Source organism: Dyadobacter luteus (assembly GCF_003383615.1).
Classification (GTDB): Bacteria; Bacteroidota; Bacteroidia; order Cytophagales; family Spirosomataceae; genus Dyadobacter; species Dyadobacter luteus.
The window spans coordinates 42,094-55,741 of sequence record NZ_QNUL01000001.1 but is presented as its reverse complement, the minus strand read 5'-3'; the positions used below and the strand labels follow the sequence as shown (position 1 = coordinate 55,741).

The 13,648-nt window shown below is 41.0% G+C and carries 14 protein-coding genes and 2 tRNA genes; 5 read left to right on the top strand and 11 right to left on the bottom strand.

Annotated features, from left to right (window positions below; translation table 11 throughout):
* Positions 1-206: 206 nt before the first annotated feature.
* The 3 genes from DSL64_RS00295 to DSL64_RS00285 form a co-directional block, all read right to left on the bottom strand.
* A tRNA-Thr gene (locus tag DSL64_RS00295) sits at positions 207-279 on the bottom strand.
* A 51-nt stretch (positions 280-330) separates the two neighbouring features.
* Positions 331-403 (bottom strand) — tRNA-Thr (locus DSL64_RS00290).
* Positions 404-513: 110 nt separating this feature from the next.
* Positions 514-2,424: a DUF349 domain-containing protein gene (locus tag DSL64_RS00285; RefSeq protein WP_115828648.1), complete on the bottom strand. Its 1,911-nt coding sequence runs from the start codon at positions 2,422-2,424 to the stop codon at positions 514-516.
* Positions 2,425-2,530: 106 nt separating this feature from the next.
* Between DSL64_RS00285 and pdxH the strand changes: the two genes are divergently transcribed.
* On the top strand, positions 2,531-3,169 hold the full coding sequence (gene pdxH / locus DSL64_RS00280) for a pyridoxamine 5'-phosphate oxidase (protein ID WP_115828647.1): 639 nt from the start codon (positions 2,531-2,533) through the stop codon (positions 3,167-3,169).
* Positions 3,170-3,211: 42 nt separating this feature from the next.
* On the opposite strand, the gene DSL64_RS00275 is transcribed toward pdxH, so the two are convergent.
* The 7 genes from DSL64_RS00275 to DSL64_RS00240 form a co-directional block, all read right to left on the bottom strand.
* Complete coding sequence (locus DSL64_RS00275) at positions 3,212-4,696, bottom strand: M56 family metallopeptidase (RefSeq protein WP_115828646.1); 1,485 nt, start codon at positions 4,694-4,696, stop codon at positions 3,212-3,214.
* On the bottom strand, positions 4,686-5,066 hold the full coding sequence (locus tag DSL64_RS00270; RefSeq protein WP_115828645.1) for a BlaI/MecI/CopY family transcriptional regulator: 381 nt from the start codon (positions 5,064-5,066) through the stop codon (positions 4,686-4,688). Before DSL64_RS00270 ends, DSL64_RS00275 begins: the two co-directional genes overlap by 11 nt.
* A 173-nt stretch (positions 5,067-5,239) precedes the next feature.
* Positions 5,240-6,523: a citrate synthase gene (locus DSL64_RS00265; RefSeq protein WP_115828644.1), complete on the bottom strand. Its 1,284-nt coding sequence runs from the start codon at positions 6,521-6,523 to the stop codon at positions 5,240-5,242.
* Between the two features lie 291 nt (positions 6,524-6,814).
* Positions 6,815-7,288, bottom strand: coding sequence for a hypothetical protein (locus tag DSL64_RS00255; protein ID WP_115828642.1), 474 nt, complete (start codon positions 7,286-7,288; stop codon positions 6,815-6,817).
* Between the two features lie 31 nt (positions 7,289-7,319).
* Entirely contained in the window at positions 7,320-8,264 is a 945-nt protein-coding gene (gene miaA, locus DSL64_RS00250; RefSeq protein WP_115828641.1) for a tRNA (adenosine(37)-N6)-dimethylallyltransferase MiaA, read from the bottom strand.
* Positions 8,261-9,169 carry a hypothetical protein gene (locus DSL64_RS00245; RefSeq protein WP_115828640.1) on the bottom strand — a complete coding sequence of 303 codons (909 nt, stop codon included), beginning with the start codon at positions 9,167-9,169 and terminating at the stop codon, positions 8,261-8,263. Before DSL64_RS00245 ends, miaA begins: the two co-directional genes overlap by 4 nt.
* Before the next feature lie 115 nt (positions 9,170-9,284).
* Entirely contained in the window at positions 9,285-9,890 is a 606-nt protein-coding gene (locus tag DSL64_RS00240; RefSeq protein WP_115829117.1) for a porin family protein, read from the bottom strand.
* Positions 9,891-10,190: 300 nt separating this feature from the next.
* Here DSL64_RS00240 and DSL64_RS00235 point away from each other — a divergent pair, with 300 nt between their 5' ends.
* A complete protein-coding gene (locus tag DSL64_RS00235) occupies positions 10,191-10,835 on the top strand; it encodes a cysteine hydrolase family protein (protein ID WP_115828639.1) in 645 nt (214 codons plus the stop codon).
* Positions 10,836-10,854: 19 nt separating this feature from the next.
* Positions 10,855-11,163 (top strand): hypothetical protein, encoded by a 309-nt coding sequence (locus tag DSL64_RS00230; RefSeq protein ID WP_229216898.1) that lies wholly within the window; start codon positions 10,855-10,857, stop codon positions 11,161-11,163.
* Positions 11,164-11,428: 265 nt separating this feature from the next.
* Here the strand turns inward: DSL64_RS00230 and DSL64_RS00225 are convergent, their stop codons facing one another.
* Positions 11,429-12,412: a Gfo/Idh/MocA family protein gene (locus DSL64_RS00225; RefSeq protein ID WP_115828638.1), complete on the bottom strand. Its 984-nt coding sequence runs from the start codon at positions 12,410-12,412 to the stop codon at positions 11,429-11,431.
* A gap of 90 nt (positions 12,413-12,502) precedes the next feature.
* Between DSL64_RS00225 and DSL64_RS00220 the strand changes: the two genes are divergently transcribed.
* Both DSL64_RS00220 and DSL64_RS00215 read left to right on the top strand, forming a co-directional pair.
* On the top strand, positions 12,503-12,724 hold the full coding sequence (locus tag DSL64_RS00220) for a VF530 family protein (protein ID WP_115828637.1): 222 nt from the start codon (positions 12,503-12,505) through the stop codon (positions 12,722-12,724).
* 44 nt (positions 12,725-12,768) lie between these two features.
* Entirely contained in the window at positions 12,769-13,644 is an 876-nt protein-coding gene (locus DSL64_RS00215; protein WP_115828636.1) for a DnaJ C-terminal domain-containing protein, read from the top strand.
* Positions 13,645-13,648 lie beyond the last annotated feature (4 nt).

Below are 13,648 nucleotides of genomic sequence, written 5' to 3'. Positions count from 1 at the left end.
GGACCTTAAATAGAATTTGTTAGAGCGGAATGCACTCAGGTTAGTAACAGCACAAATCGTGCCATGACTATACGCGGCAATCTCAGCTGACTAAATGAAGAATATTAAAAGATTGATTTGTATCGGAATGATACGTTTAGCGCAGCTGTATTTGCTAAGGTCTAAAAGACAAAAACCTGACAAAACTTGCCAGGTTTTTCTTGATGAGCCTCCAGTCGGGATCGAACCAACGACCTACTGATTACAAGTCAGTTGCTCTACCAGCTGAGCTATGGAGGCCTCTATCTTCTTGATAATGAGTAACTTTTGAATCTAAAAAGTAAAAATTTGAGCCTCCAGTCGGGATCGAACCAACGACCTACTGATTACAAGTCAGTTGCTCTACCAGCTGAGCTATGGAGGCCTTTTACTTTTTGATACCGTTTGTTATTCCGTTATCATGGTGCAAAAGTAGGGTAACGGAATAACAAACGCAAGTATTTGAAAGGCTTTTTTACTATTTTTTTTTCGAATTTAGATAGCTTCCTGAATTATAGATAGTTGGTGTTTCAGCTCATTTAGCTGCTCCAGGGCATTATTTATCTTTCTTTCAAAATCTGCTTTCAATTTATCCGACGTTTTCGACTTCGCGAAGAACTCAATATTATTTTGCCATAAAGATATGTCATTTTCAAGTTGCGTAACTTTACGACGTATATCACCTTCTTTACGTACAAGGTTGCGGCTACTATCACCTCCGTCACGAACAAGCTCTACTTCGCTTTCCAGTACAGCCTGCTCCTTCTCTTTTGTTGAAAGTTGTCCAATCGCACTCACATAGGTATTTATTGCCCCAATGTAGCGCTTTTGAATCGTCTGCATATCCTTTTTCGGTACGAATCCTATAGAAGACCATTCGCTCTTGAACGCGGATAAGAGATTTAACGTTGATTCTACTTTATCGTTAGCAGCAGCCTCAATGCGTTCGATCAGGTCAGTTTTCTTTTTCAGGTTTTCTTCAAAGCCTTCTTCAACTTCCTTGTTTTTCGCACGTTTCTGGTCAAAGTAGGCATCGCAAGCCTTTTTGAAGCGATCGTAGATGGTATCCTTGAATTTCTCAGGAACCTGTCCTACTCCTTTCCACCTTTTCTGCAGCTCTATAATTTTTTGCGTGTTGGAAGCGCTGTCTTCGCCGGATGCCAATATAGCTTCAGCTTCTTCACACAATTGATTCTTTTGTTCCAGATTTTGCTCGCGCTTACTTTCCAGCTGACGGAAGAATTCTCCTTTATTGTTAAAGAAGGTTTTAAGACTCGCCCAGAATTTTTTACTCAGCTCCTTGCCTTCTTCTCTTGGCATAATGCCTTTCAACGCCACCCATTGATCCTGAAATGCCATAATTTCTTTTGTTTTGGCATTCCATTCTTTAATACTTCCGGAATTGTATGAGGTAAAAGGAACGATCTGATCATAGATTTTTGCCTTTTGCTCATAGTTTTCCTGCATGGATTTTTTCTGCTCGGCAAATTGCTCACGTTGTGCATCATAAAGCACATCCATAGCTACCTTAAAACGCTGCCATAGCTTTTCCTGATCTTCCTTCGGTGCAGGTCCAAGGTGTTTGTATTCCTCAAAAATATGGTTGGCATCATTAAGGATTTCACGGGACATCGGACGATTTTCCAGTGATTTACCCAGGTCTTCCACTTTCTCACAAAGCTCTGCCTTCAACTCAGCATTTCTTCTGCGATCGAGTTCTTTCAATTCAAAATAGATATTTCTATTCGAAAAGTATCTGTCTATCAATGCATTGTAGGTAGCCCAGAGTGTTCCATTGTGCGGAGAGGCAATATTACCTGCATTCTTCCACTCTTCCTGAATCTTCTTAAACTCTTCCCAGCTCGACTTAAGTCCGGATGCGTCGGTTTCTTTTGAGCCTTCGTCCTCAAGTAACTCACGCAACTTTTGCAACAGCGCAGTTTTTACATTGAAGTTTTTCTCTTTTTCTTTTTCCTGCCCCTGATAGTAAGCATTTTTCAATCCTCTTATTTCTCTTCCCAGCGCATCGATACGTTGTATATCTGCATCGTATTTAAATTCGAAACCATCTTCTTCTCCGTTCTCTTCCACAAATGATTTCAGGGCGTTTTCCCGTTCCGTTTGTTTAATCTGATCAAGTACCGGACGTATTTCACGAACCACGGATTCAGCTTTTTTGAGCAATGCAGGTTTGGAACCTTCACCCTGAACAGCAGCGAGTTCATTCTCCAGTAACTTCACAAGTTGTTCTTTGGATAGTTGACTGTAATCTACATCAGATGCAGATTCTTCCTCGTGTTCCTCAGCCAGCTCAGTGTTAAGATCAATATCGAGGGTATCAATAGTTTTAGGTGTCAGGTCTTCCTGCTCGTTGCTTTCGACCCCTTCGTTTTGTTCTTGTGCCATCGTGATTCGTGTTTCGTAAGTACGTGTCTTATTGATTACAAATCTAATAATCTTTCCAATGAATTGGCTACTTTTGGCATCCTAACATTGAACATATTCATCGGAAATGAACCATAAAATCGCAAATATCAGGAGTGACTACACTTTGAAAGGACTTCAGGAGTCAGATTTAGACACTAATCCGTTAAAACAGTTTGAAAAGTGGTTTGAGGAAGTGCTGGCTTCCGGTTTGGAAGAGCCGAATGCCATGGTGCTGAGTACCGTAAATGAAGGAAAACCATCGGCGCGTATAGTGTTGTTAAAAGACATAGATTCAGGCTTTAAATTCTTCACCAACTATGGAAGCAAGAAGGGCCAGGAAATAGAAGAAAATCCACAGGTGGCTTTAACTTTTTTCTGGAAAGAATTGGAAAGGCAGGTGCGGATCGAAGGGATCGTTGAGAAAGTAAGTGCAGCGGAGTCGGACGAATATTTTAGCAGCCGTCCGAGAGGCAGCCAGATCGGCGCGTGGGTGTCACACCAAAGTGCAGCTATTGCAAGCCGCGAGGTGCTGGAGGCTACCAATGCGGAGCTTGAAGCCAGATTTGAGGGTAAAGATATACCGCGGCCAGCGCACTGGGGTGGTTACAGATTGATTCCTACCTATATGGAATTCTGGCAAGGACGGCCAAGCAGACTGCACGATCGACTTGCGTACACAAAAAAAGAAGAAAATAATTGGAAAATTGAGAGACTTTCTCCTTAAACCGAACTATTGCCCCGGCTCATGCATACCCGGGGCGATGACTTATATTTCCTTCACGGCAAATTCGATGTCTGTTTTCCCGATTGAATTATTAGCAAATGATGTATGATCGGGTATCGGATTGATATTTACATTCTTTGCATCAAAGTATCCCGATTCTGCAAGCGCTTTTTGAGCTAAGATAAGCTTCGACCTGTTGAATGGTTCTCCTTCCTTGATACCGATAAGATTTAGAACCTCATTAGTTGTTATCTTCTGATTTCCTTTTACAATCACTTTACCGATTCTAGCCTTTTGGCCTTCATTTACTTCAAAGATTAGATTCACCTTATTTTGTACGGCACTGTCTGATACATCTACACGGAAAAACAAATATCCGTCATTCATATACCTGGCTGCAATTCCCTCATTGCTGTACGTCCAAATGCGATCATATATCTTCGTAGAATCATAGAAGTCTCCAGGCTTCACACCAAGCATGTCTGATAGCTCTGCCGCAGAAAATTTGGAATTACCCTGCCACGTTATTTTGCCAATTCTCATTGAATTTTCTAAGGCTGAGTTGTTTGTATCAGTTTCGAATGGCTTTTCGCTTTTGGACTCTTCATTCGGCTGCATAAAGGAACAGGCGGCTGTTAACAGTATACCTAATGGTAACATTGCGAGAAATTTGAGCTTTTGCATAGATCTGGATTTTGGTTTAGTTAACATTTCAATACGTTTTAATGTGCTTGTATTTGAAAAGGAGTTGATTACTCCTGGCCCTTTAGACTTCTGTGAGGCAAGTTTCACCAATAGTAAGCCATATTGGGATACAGGTTTTCCGTGCGATGCTATGTGGCTGTCTACCAGATATTCATGCAGTTCTTTTAATGCATCTGACAAATATTTGATTGCCGGATGAAACCATAAAACAATCCCTGTAATCTCATAAAGCAGAATGTCAAGTGTATGCTTCTGTCGTATATGTGTCTTTTCGTGAAGCAGCACGTATTGCTTTTCATGCTCATTGAGTTGTTCTATGTCTTCGTGCAGAAAAATGCTATTGGCAAAGGAAAAGGTAGGAAGTTCGTTCTGCAGGTATATTCGAATCTTGCCTTCGTGTGCGATTAGCCGGGAATTTCGTTGCAGTTCGAGAACTGACTTTAGTGCCGAAAGCAGCATGACCATTTTACGAATTGCCCCGGCAATGTACATTGACAACAGTAAGATTCCTGCAATACCCAGGATATCTGTTTTTAAGGAATGATCGTAATTACTGTCAACAGATAGGTCTGTATCTATATGTACGAGTTGATAAGGATTGATGATCAACTGATAGTGAGATACTGTCTCGTGATTGAAAAGACCAGCCAGTGACGGTAAAGGGATTAGCGGAATTATCAGGCAAAAGATTAGTCCGGCTATCAGTAAAAGGCGATTGAGGTTGAAAAAAGTAAGTTTTCTGAGCAGTAACTCATATACAACTGCGAGCATCCCGATACCCAACGAGGCTTGTAATAACCAGATGCTGTAGCTATTGATCATTTTTCTCTATGTTGTTATCGTTATTTTCCAACATCTTCAGCATTTTCTGAATATCATCAGGATCAATATTTTCCTCTTTCACCATAAATGATATCACATTTTCCGGCGCTCCCTCAAAATAGTTGGAAAGAAACCCTTGAAAGGTAAACTTTCGGTACTCTGCTTTCGAAATAACAGGAAAGTATTCGTGTGTTTTTCCGTAAGCTTTGTGCCCTACAAAACCTTTCTTTTCCAGAATTCTGATGAGTGATGAAATGGTATTATAAGGAGTAGGCTCTCCCAGCCTGTCGATGACATCCTTCACGAATCCGCTTTTCAGATCCCATAAAATCTGCATCACTTTCTCCTCTGTTTTGGTTAAAGCTTCCATATTTCAAATGTATAACGTATTTTTCAGTTATACAACGTATTTATACATTTATTAACTTAAAAATACGTTGATTGAGTAGATTTGAGGTTAATGTATTGAAAAATAAAGAGTTAAAATCAAAAAAAGCGCCCTGAAGATCTCAGGACGCTTTTTCAAGTATTTTGTATTTTTAATTATCTCTCATTGATCGGAATAAACGCTCTTTTTGGAGCTCCTGTATAAACCTGACGTGGACGACCGATTGGTTCCTTGTTGGTACGCATTTCTTTCCACTGTGCAATCCATCCCGGAAGACGGCCTATTGCAAACATCACTGTAAACATATTTGTAGGGATGCCCAAAGCACGGTAAATAATGCCTGAATAGAAATCCACGTTTGGATACAGCTTGCGTGACACGAAGTATTCGTCTTCCAAAGCTGCTTTTTCCAGTTGTTGTGCAATTTCAAGAACCGGATCATTAATACCCAGTTTGTTCAATACATCGTCCGCAGCTTTCTTGATGATACGGGCACGTGGATCAAAGTTTTTATAAACACGGTGTCCAAAACCAAACAGACGGAATCCGCTGGTCTTATCTTTTGCCATATCAATGTACTTCTGCGTATCTCCGCCATCCTGACGAATCGCTTCAAGCATTTCAATTACTTCCTGGTTAGCACCACCATGAAGTGGTCCCCAAAGAGCACTGATTCCGGAAGAGATAGATGAGTAGATATTTGCATGAGAAGAACCTACAAGTCTTACTGTAGAAGTCGAGCAGTTTTGTTCGTGATCAGCATGCAGAATCAGCAATTTGTTTAAGGCTGCTGAGACAACAGGATCTACTTCATAATTGGCTACTGGCAAAGAGAACATCATGTTCAGGAAGTTTGAGCAGTAGTCAAGGTCATTCTTAGGGTAATTAACCGGATGCCCCTGTGATTTTTTGTACGACCAGGTTGCAATTGTAGGAAGTTTAGCAAGCAGGCGGATGATATGAAGCTGTGTTACTTCTTCAGGATCCTGATCTGCATTTTCAGGATAGAAAGCGCTCATTGCACTTACCAGCGACGACAAAACGCCCATTGGGTGCGCATTCACCGGAAACCCTTCAAAAATTTTACGCATGTCTTCGTTAACAAGCGTATGCGTTTTTATTTCATATTCGAAATCAGCAAGCTGCTGTGTCGTAGGAAGTTCTCCGTAGATCAAAAGATACGATACTTCCAGGAATGACGATTTTTCTGCTAGTTCCTCAATTGAATAACCCCTGTAATTCAGTACGCCTTCTTCTCCATCCAGGAAAGTGATTGCACTTTTTGTTGCACCGGTATTTTTGTAGCCGGCATCAATTGTAATATATCCGGTTTGATCACGCAGTTTCGCTATATCAATCGCTTTCTCCTGTTCACTACCTTCTACAATCGGGAATTGGTAAGTTTTACCTTCAAGGGTTAATTCAGCTATTTGGGACATATTAATTAGATAAAATAAAAATGTTAATGTTAATAAAGTGTTGATGATTTCATGGTAAGACAAAGGAATAAAAACTCTGAAAATTACCTGCTCAACAAAATTAAATTTGTGTTAATTCGGATTATCAATACGAATAGAGATGCGGAAAACACAAGCTGCAATATCTTAAAAAACGCTGTACTTTCTATTATTATCTCCGTTTTATTTGTAAAAATTCAAGATGTTAGCAATTTTATTTCACAAATCAAAGGATTAATAATACTATTCTATTGAAAACCAAATTTCGTTCGCTTAACGAATTATGTGTGTGTTGCCAGGTAGCCCGGCCGGTTCCTGTACTTTTTCCTGCTCCGGCTTATTAAAGTTGTCGATAAATGCTTTAACAAGATATCTCGCATACATTCCACCCAGTATTACCGGCAGTAAATGAGCGCCATAGATGAAGGCTTTCCCCGTAATACGATAAGAAAACGTAGAAAACGTGTTGTAAACATAAGCCAGCCAGACGAGAGAAACAATTAAAAACAAGGAAAAACAAATTAACTGCGCTTTAAGACCTGCATACCTGCGAACCCCTTCGCATATTAATAATGAGATGCCTACAACCAAAAAAACGGTCATAAGTGCCGTTGGAAAATTCTTGATATAAGTGTGTTTGTAAATCAAAATACCCAGTCGTCCGATCAGATTTGGATGCGACAGCAGGTAAGCATCAGTTATGGTAAGGAGAAGAAGCAATAGTAAGCTGCTTATTTTTCGGTTCATTGAGTTAAAAATGGATTTTGGTTAAAGTACTTTAATGTAATCGGTTGATTGCTTCTTCATAATGTGAGACGACAAATTCGGACTGTTCCCCTGTCTCCATCATGGCATTGATCCAATGGATGTATAAACCATCTTTTTCCATCTTTCGGAAAAATGTCATTTGCCGTTTCGCAAAACGATGAATTTCTGTTTCCAGTCGGGCTTTCATCTCGGTAAGACTCAATTGACCGGTCAGATATAAGGTAATGTATTTGTATTCAAGACCATAATAAATCAGCTGCGCCGGAGTTAAACCGGAGGCCATCAAACGCTCTACCTCTTCAATCATTCCTTCCGCAAGTCTTGCATTGAGCCGGGCAGAGATTCTTTCTCTGCGAATCTCGACCGGAGGGTTCAAACCATAAATGACGGCTTCTGGTTTTTCTACGGACTGATTCCAGTCCTGAGCTAACTCAGGGTTTTGCGTCAGATATTGTGAAATTTCAATGGCGCGTATTAGCCGTTTATGGGTAGAAGTATCTGCTAATTTTTGATACTCGGTATTATAGGTGTGGAAACGATCGGTCAATTCTTCTTTTGATAAATTAATTAACAGTGATCGGAGTTCCTCATTTACAGGTATAGCGTTAAAAGCGTGGCCGGTCAGTATGGAATGAAGATAGAAGCCTGTTCCGCCGCAGAGCACTGTAGTTGAGCCGCGATCATCTAATTCGGCGTAGGCTTTTGAGAAATCGCGATGGAAATCATTTACATTATACTGTTCACCGGCATCACGAATATTAATAAGATGATAAGGAATATCAATTCTGTCAATCGTGTATTCATGCAGATCCTTTCCCGTTCCGATATCCATACCACGATAAATCTGTCGTGAGTCAACGCTGATTATCTCGCCATGAATAAGCTTGCTAACCTTCACGGCGAGCTTTGTCTTGCCCGAGGCAGTTGGTCCGAGAATGACTAATAATGGTTTCAATTTTTAGTTCTTTTTACAAATTTTTTGCTTCCTGCATTGGTGATGGGTAGAAAGACGCCAGCTGTTACATCGAGATTTGAAGTATGCCGTGTGTGCTCCTGCATGTTCAGGAAAAAAGATATGGCAGTTCTGTGCGAGAAGTACTCAAATCCCAGTTTTTGGTAGGAAGCACCATCGGACCATTCCAGATCTGCGTAGGTCATAATGTCATCCGGTTGGAATTCTGTAACAAACGCTTTGACCATTTTATCAATACCACCCACAACTGTGGTATCACAATGATTGGCGAACCTGATAAGTTCACAGGAACGATGAGAATATCCATCACGTGGAAATATTTTGGCATTACTATATGTTGCTACTGCCACCAGCAGATCGCTGTTAAGATCATTAATACTGAAATCCTCCGGTAACACTCTGAAGTAGCGGACGGGCAGGAATAATCCATACCTATACTTAGAGGATACGTTGCCTTGCAGATGATGTTGATTTAAAAATGAATCTGCCGAGGATTTATCAATGCGCGCCTGATAGGTAAGTCTGCCAGGAATACGTACCGAAATTCCAAGAAGCGCCTTGACTCTTGAAATAACAATCTTTTGAGAGTTAACCCATTGATCTTCCCATAAAATCACAGCGCTTGTCCCTTGTTGCCGTATGCCTGAGACATATTCAAATGCAACCTCATATCTGTTGAGAGCTTCGGAGAGTAACCAGTTATTGTAGTCAATCAGTACAATGGTAAGTACTTTCTTCGAGTGCCTGAACAAGGTAACAGCTTGAAATTTACTTTCCGCTACCGTACCGGATTCCCATGCGAATCCTATTCCGTTGCAGAACTGCGTGACCTGCTCAAAGAATGAACCGGAATGATAAAGATCCCCTTCGAACGACACTGGTGACATAATTGGACTTTCAATAATTGTTGCAGCAAAGGTATATTCCTTTCGTTGATTTGCCCAAAAAGAAAAGGATGCCCACGTTTGAGCACCCTTTTGTGAAAATGACGTTTTTCAGTGTCTACTTTCCTCCCAGACCGAAAATTAATCCGACATTAACACCTCCGAATTTTGAAGTGGATTCAAAATCAATGTTATTAGCCGATCCTGTGTTAGCGCTGTAATTTTTGTTTCCAAACACGAAGTGATAAATCCCCTCTACCTGAATTCCAAGGTTTCCAAAGGCAAATACGAAACCCGCCCGCGGCGCAGCTCCAAAATTGCTGTGTTTTTGTGATTCCAAAATGGTATTGCCGTTGTACTTGGCATCATAGCCTGAAAAGTACACCCCGGCATCGCCTCCGATGTAGGGTCTCACAACGCCAGTTGTGAAGAAATAATCGATGGTACCTGTCACTGGTGTAACCCGTCCCGTAGTTTCGAAGGTTTGACCGGCAAAGGTATACTTACTTCCATCCGCATAAATCTTTCCGGCAACGCCAATTGCCAATTGAGGTGAAGCGAATACACGAAGATTAAGACCTCCACCAGCAATCGTTTTTGAATCTTCAACGTTAGATTTGGCAACTCCGCCTTGTAATCCTATCGAAAACTGAGCGAAACTTGTTGTAGAAACTCCCATAGCAACTGCTGCCATGCACAATGCCTTAATTAGAATCTTTTTCATCTTTTCTGATTTTTGAGTTGATGTCATATTTGTTATATAAAAGTTAATTCCAGGCTGCTGCTAATCCCATTTTAATGATTAAGTAATCTAATAATCAATCATTTGTTATCTCATGATCCGTATCTGCTCATTGGATTATCTGAGTAATTTCTTCCTCAGTTTAGAGCAGAATAGAACAATGGATTGTGAGCTTCAATGCTGTTGAAGAGATTATTTTAGTGTTAAAACCGGAAACTGACAATGTTTTATGTTAATATAACCGTTAGATTACTTTAACTACTAACCACTAATCCAAATCATATGAGCCTTAACCCAAGTGAAACAGCTATTGTGCTGATCGAATTTCAGAATGACTTTACCACCGAAGGGGGTATTTTTCATGGCGCTGTGAAGGGTGTGATGGATGCAACCGATATGCTTAATAATGCAGCAGAAACTGTGAAGGAAGCGCGGGAGGCAGGAATTAATGTAATACATGTACCCATTTCCTTTACCGACGATTACCATGAGGTGACACCCAATCCTTATGGAATTATGAAGGGTGTTGTAGATAACGGGGCTTTCAAGAAAAATACCTGGGGAACCGAATTCGCAGAGCCTCTGGCTCCTTTGTCCGGTGAAATAGTCATCGAAGGGAAAAGAAGTTTCTGCGGTTTTGCGAGTACCAATCTGGATTTCGTGCTTCGCAGCAGAGGTATTAAAAACATTGCACTGGCAGGATATTTGACCAATTGCTGCGTAGAATCTACTATGAGGACTGCATACGACAAAGGTTACAATGTGATATCATTGACCGATTGTTGTGCAACTTTAAGCCAGGAGGAGCACGATAATGCCATCAAAAATGATTTTCCGATGTTTAGTCAGCCTATGACGCATACAGACTTTATAGCGATTCTTAAAAACGAGGCTGCTCTTGACCTGAAAGGCAAAGGTTACGAGTGATGTTACATATAAACCTGGAATGATGCGTTTTTGGAAAACAATGATTGTCGTTACGTTACTGATAGCAGGCCAAAAAAGCTATGGTCAGAATTTCAATGCAGAACTTCGGAAATTGAACGGGCAGATTGATGCCGCCAGGAAATCAGGAAAACTGACCGAAGTCGAGTATGGTAAACTGAAACGAGAACAGGAAATCATCAAACTGGCTATAGAAAAGGCCAATGCTGATAATGTGATGACACCCGCTGAAAAGAATAAAATTCATTCTAAAATTGTCCGCTCTAAGAAACGATTGGCCAAGTACAAAACCAACCGCGAAATATATTGAGCATAAAAAATGGCAGTTCACACAGGTGACTGCCATTTTTTATGAATGCTAGTAATCCTTTTTACCGTCTTTCTTAGCTTTCTTCTCGGCTCTTTTTTCTTTCAGGTTTTTTTCAGGCTCCTTTTTCGTACTGCCTTTATCGAGGTTTTTTCCTTTTGCCATGACCTTTGGTTTAAAATGATTGGTGTAAAAATAACTTAATGACTCCTATTTTGGTATTCCTAATGTGATGTTAATTTGAGTCCGCTCCGGCTTTACATCAACATCATGCTTTCCCGGTGATCATATCTATGATTAAATTGGATCTTATACCCGTTTTTCCTGTACTTACAGCCTGCCCCTTTCCAATGAGTTCTCCTACGATTTGTGTAATAAGTGGTTGTTGAACGTGTTCCGGATACGGAATCTTAAATACTTCAGTTCCTTTTTCAGTAATAACGGTGATATCAAATTTTTCGAAAAATGAGAATATGATTTGTCCTTTGGACCCCATAATTCTTGCTTCATCTTGCCGCTGTTCCCTGCTCACTGTAAAACACCAACTCCCAGTGCCTAGCACTCCCGACTCGAACTCCCAGTTCGCAACAGTAATATCATCTGCGGTATATAACCCTGCCTGATTCGCTGTGATTCCGCTGGCATATTTCACTGGACCAAAGACATATTCCAAGAAATCGAATTGATGAGATGCAAGGTCATGAAAATGCCCGCCACCAGATATCTCCGGATCGACACGCCATCGTGTTTTTACAAGTTTACCAGTTTCTTCTTCATGGGGCTGCCATTGGAGGGAAATGTGGACAAACCTTATATCTCCGATTAAACCACTATCAACAAGTTCTTTTACTTTCTGAAAATAAGGCATTGCACGACGGTAATAGGCAACAAAAAGCGGAACACCTGTCTTTTCGCTTACATCAATCATGCGCTGACATTCAGCAGTATTTCTACCCATGGGCTTCTCTACATAAACCGGCTTACCTGCCTGCATCGCCTTGATGGCATATAGCTCGTGGGTATCGGGCGGTGTAGCGACATATATGGCGTTAACTTCGGGGTCATTAATCAATGCGTCGGCATTATCGTACCATTTGGGCACATGGTGACGACGGGCGTAGTCTGCAGCCAGCCCTGCATCTCTTCGCATAACGGCAACCAACTCCGAATTTTCTACTTTATTAAATGCCGGACCACTTTTTACTTCGGTTACATTCCCGCAGCCAATGATCCCCCATTTTACTTTTTCCATAACAAGCTCGTATTTTTGAACTAATAGTTAAGCACAATTATTATTAATTCTAATGAATTTTACCGTAAATTATATATCAATCAGAAAAAGATGTCGACGCAGCCCAACAATCCTTTACACGGAAAAACACTTGAAACCATCCTGAACGAATTGGTTGACTACTATGGCTGGGAACAAATGGGGTACCATATTAATATAAACAGTTTCAGATTTGAACCCAGTGTGAAGTCGAGTCTGAAGTTTTTGCGCAAAACGCCTTGGGCAAGGAAAAAAGTAGAAGACTTGTACATACAAATGCTTGATAGAAAATAATATTCTTCTGTTCATCATCTTCGTCACTCAACAGCTTATAAACGATGTCATTTGTCGATTACTATCAGATACTCGGTTTGCAAAAAACAGCAACCGATAAAGAAATTAAAAATGCGTACAGGAAGCTGGCAAGGAAATACCATCCCGACCTGAACCCTGACGATAAAGAGGCCCAAAAGAAATTTCAGGAATTGAACGAAGCCAACGAAGTGCTGAGTGATCCTGAGAAGAGGAAGAAATATGATCAGTACGGAAAAGACTGGCAGCACGGCGAGGAATATGAACGCGCCCGTCAGTCGCGGTCGCGTGCTCAGGAGAGTTCCTGGTATTCAGGAAATGAAGGCGGCGGTTTTTCAGATTTCTTCGAATCTATGTTTGGATCATCCGGTGGTTATGGCGGACGTCAGGCCCGGTTCAGAGGGCAGGATTATAAATCTGAGCTTCAGCTTAATCTGGAGGATGCTTATACTTCGCACAAGCAAACGCTTACGGTCAATGGTAAAAATATAAGGATTACGGTTCCTGCAGGAGTTGAAAACGGACAAACAATAAAAGTCGCCGGACATGGCGGACCTGGAGCGAATGGAGGCCCGAATGGTGATTTGTATATCACATTTGTCATTTCCGCGAGCGACAGGTATCGAAGAAGCGGGAATGACATTCATGTAAAAGAAGATATCAGCCTGTATACGGCCGTATTGGGAGGTGAATTGGTGATAGAAACTTTGAGTGGGAAGGTGAAACTTCCTGTTAAGCCGGAAACCCAGAATGGCGCTGTTGTGAGATTGAAAGGAAAAGGATTCCCTGTATACAAACGGGACGGTGAGTTCGGAGATTTATACATCACCTTTAATATTTTGATTCCCACTAATCTTACTGATAAACAGAAGGAACTGTTCACGGAATTATCAAAATCTTAAACCT

What these genes read in the sequence shown, in the direction of transcription:
- pdxH (WP_115828647.1), top strand. Translation starts at nt 2,531, where the DNA reads ATGAACCATAAAATCGCAAATATCAGGAGTGACTACACTTTGAAAGGA.
- DSL64_RS00215 (WP_115828636.1), top strand. Translation starts at nt 12,769, where the DNA reads ATGTCATTTGTCGATTACTATCAGATACTCGGTTTGCAAAAAACAGCA.
- DSL64_RS00230 (WP_229216898.1), top strand. Translation starts at nt 10,855, where the DNA reads ATGATGCGTTTTTGGAAAACAATGATTGTCGTTACGTTACTGATAGCA.
- DSL64_RS00225 (WP_115828638.1), bottom strand. Translation starts at nt 12,412, where the DNA reads ATGGAAAAAGTAAAATGGGGGATCATTGGCTGCGGGAATGTAACCGAA.
- DSL64_RS00255 (WP_115828642.1), bottom strand. Translation starts at nt 7,288, where the DNA reads ATGAACCGAAAAATAAGCAGCTTACTATTGCTTCTTCTCCTTACCATA.
- DSL64_RS00285 (WP_115828648.1), bottom strand. Translation starts at nt 2,424, where the DNA reads ATGGCACAAGAACAAAACGAAGGGGTCGAAAGCAACGAGCAGGAAGAC.
- DSL64_RS00220 (WP_115828637.1), top strand. Translation starts at nt 12,503, where the DNA reads ATGTCGACGCAGCCCAACAATCCTTTACACGGAAAAACACTTGAAACC.
- DSL64_RS00265 (WP_115828644.1), bottom strand. Translation starts at nt 6,523, where the DNA reads ATGTCCCAAATAGCTGAATTAACCCTTGAAGGTAAAACTTACCAATTC.
- DSL64_RS00240 (WP_115829117.1), bottom strand. Translation starts at nt 9,890, where the DNA reads ATGAAAAAGATTCTAATTAAGGCATTGTGCATGGCAGCAGTTGCTATG.
- DSL64_RS00270 (WP_115828645.1), bottom strand. Translation starts at nt 5,066, where the DNA reads ATGGAAGCTTTAACCAAAACAGAGGAGAAAGTGATGCAGATTTTATGG.
- DSL64_RS00245 (WP_115828640.1), bottom strand. Translation starts at nt 9,169, where the DNA reads ATGTCACCAGTGTCGTTCGAAGGGGATCTTTATCATTCCGGTTCATTC.
- DSL64_RS00235 (WP_115828639.1), top strand. Translation starts at nt 10,191, where the DNA reads ATGAGCCTTAACCCAAGTGAAACAGCTATTGTGCTGATCGAATTTCAG.
- DSL64_RS00275 (WP_115828646.1), bottom strand. Translation starts at nt 4,696, where the DNA reads ATGATCAATAGCTACAGCATCTGGTTATTACAAGCCTCGTTGGGTATC.